This window comes from Carboxylicivirga taeanensis (genome assembly GCF_051851475.1).
GTDB classification, from domain to species: domain Bacteria; phylum Bacteroidota; class Bacteroidia; order Bacteroidales; family Marinilabiliaceae; genus Carboxylicivirga; species Carboxylicivirga taeanensis.
Genome location: NZ_JBPUSJ010000059.1, coordinates 1 through 2,077 on the forward strand (window position 1 = coordinate 1; position 2,077 = coordinate 2,077).

At 36.3% G+C, this 2,077-nt stretch carries 2 protein-coding genes; both read right to left on the reverse strand.

What is annotated here, in order from left to right; genetic code table 11:
* Positions 1 to 299 precede the first annotated feature (299 nt).
* Complete coding sequence (locus ACSX1H_RS19140) at positions 300 to 818, reverse strand: hypothetical protein (RefSeq protein ID WP_439185862.1); 519 nt, start codon at positions 816 to 818, stop codon at positions 300 to 302.
* Positions 819 to 1,132: 314 nt separating this feature from the next.
* Complete coding sequence (locus ACSX1H_RS19145; RefSeq protein WP_439185863.1) at positions 1,133 to 1,948, reverse strand: toxin-antitoxin system YwqK family antitoxin; 816 nt, start codon at positions 1,946 to 1,948, stop codon at positions 1,133 to 1,135.
* Between the last annotated feature and the right edge of the window lie 129 nt (positions 1,949 to 2,077).

Consider the following 2,077-nt stretch of genomic DNA (forward strand, 5'->3'; position numbering starts at 1 on the left):
CGAATGTGGGTTGCTGGCCCGTGGGTGAGCAGCAAATTCCTCAAAAGCCGCACGAATCCCAAAAATACTTCGAATCGGGCTTAAAAATATTGGGTGGTGCCTAACGGCCTGCCGCATGGTGCGTAAGGCGATTTTAACCTTACAAACATTTCAAAATGAGCGGAGCCAAAGCGCATATTTTGTTTTAACTTTTCATTTTAAAGCCAAATCGGCGATTTGGCGTTGCTTGCCGAAGCCACGAACCTTCCAAAACTCGCTAAACGCCTTATGCACTATTGCGGTTTGTTAGGTGCCGTATTTTATTGTTCTATAGGAATTGGTATTTTGTAAAAAGGGTCATGAGTCATACTAAGCTTATTTAAAATTCTTTCATTTCTTAAATTCAAAGTCCAACTTCCAAGATCCTTACTTTCATTCATTTTGACTTTCATTAGTGTGATTTCATCATTACTCTTGAAGTCATGCCATTTTAGTTCTATAGATTCAAATTTCCCAATTGTTTTTGGTCTGTAGATTGAATCATAATTAGTTCCAATGGTCTGTTTATAAACCCCAACCAAACTATCTTTCTCAGAGTCGGTTAAATTGAACAGCGTCAAATTCCAAATAGTGTCAGCGACACATTGACAAAATAAGTCTGAGTCATTAATGTTCTTGTAATTTTTCCAACTTCTTTCTATATCTGAGCTTAATAAAGTCCAGTCATTAGTGATTCTGTCGCCAATCTTATATCCATTGATTTTATTCTGCTTTTGGATATTACATTGTAGTGATATAAAGACAATTGCTATTAAAGCTATGATTCTTAATCTTTTCATTCCCATATTCTGACTAACGTAAAAATAAACGTCAGTATTTCAGCTATTTACAATTCTGTGCTTTTCTTCAATTTTCATCTGCTTTGATGTCCCCATTTTACGTTAGCTTCAGAAATCCATAAGCTTTAAAAGTATTGATTACCTTGATTTTAAATCAATACTATGGGTTTATAGGGGGAATGGCACCTAACGGTTGGCCGCATGGCGCTGTAGCAGATTTGCGTTGAGATTGTCCGTCCGAGAGGACGAGACTATCGAAGCGGGAATCTGCCCACCCAAAGGCTTGCTGCCCTGCTATGCGCTATAGCGGCGTGTTATAGCTCGTGTTTTTTTGTCGTTTTTCTTTTCCCCATATCTTTTTCATCAATAAGATTTCCATTGGAATCATAAAATTTCCAAATTCCTATTGGCTTGTTATGAAGAAAATAACCCTGTTGTTCAATTTTTCCATTGTCGTGATAAAATGTACAGGGGCCTTCTTGGTAGTTGTCTTTATAGTTTATATTACTCGCTAGTTGACCATTTTCATGGTATGTATCAAAAGTCCCATTTTGCAAACCATTTGTAAAGTAACCTACTTGAAGAGTATCGCCATGTTCGTAATATGTTTCAAATTTCCCATTTTGCTTGTCATTCAGCCAATAGCCAATTTGTTGAATAGCTCCGCTTTCATAATAGATAACACTTCTGCCATTTTTCTTACCGTTAACCCAATTAAATTGCTCTTTTAACTGTCCATTTGGATAAAATGTCTTTGACAAACTATCTAAAACTCCACATTTCCAATAGGATTCTTCGATAAGTTTCCCTTCTTCAGAATAATATGTCGCTAGTCCTTCTTGTAAATCATTATTAAAATTGATTTTTGACTTTATAGTACCACTAACATAATAGAATGTCCATTCGCCTTGCTGTTTATCTTCCTCCCAAATTCCAGATTCTTTTATTTTTCCATTCTCATAGAATAGAGTTGCAACACCATGCTTTTTAAGATCCTTTAGATATCCAGAACTTTTTATTGTACCATCTTGATAATGTGTTTCAACTTTTTGACTACAAGAATTTAATGATGATAGAAGAAGAATCACAATTGTAATTATCACAGCTCTATTTAATATTTCAATTTTCATTTTTGTGTTGGTTCAGTTTTTTTGCATGAGCTATAACGGTTGGCCGCATGGCGCTGTAGCAGATTCTGCGTTGAGATTGTCCGTCCGAGAGGACGAGACCATCGAGGCGGGAATCTGCACACTCAAAGT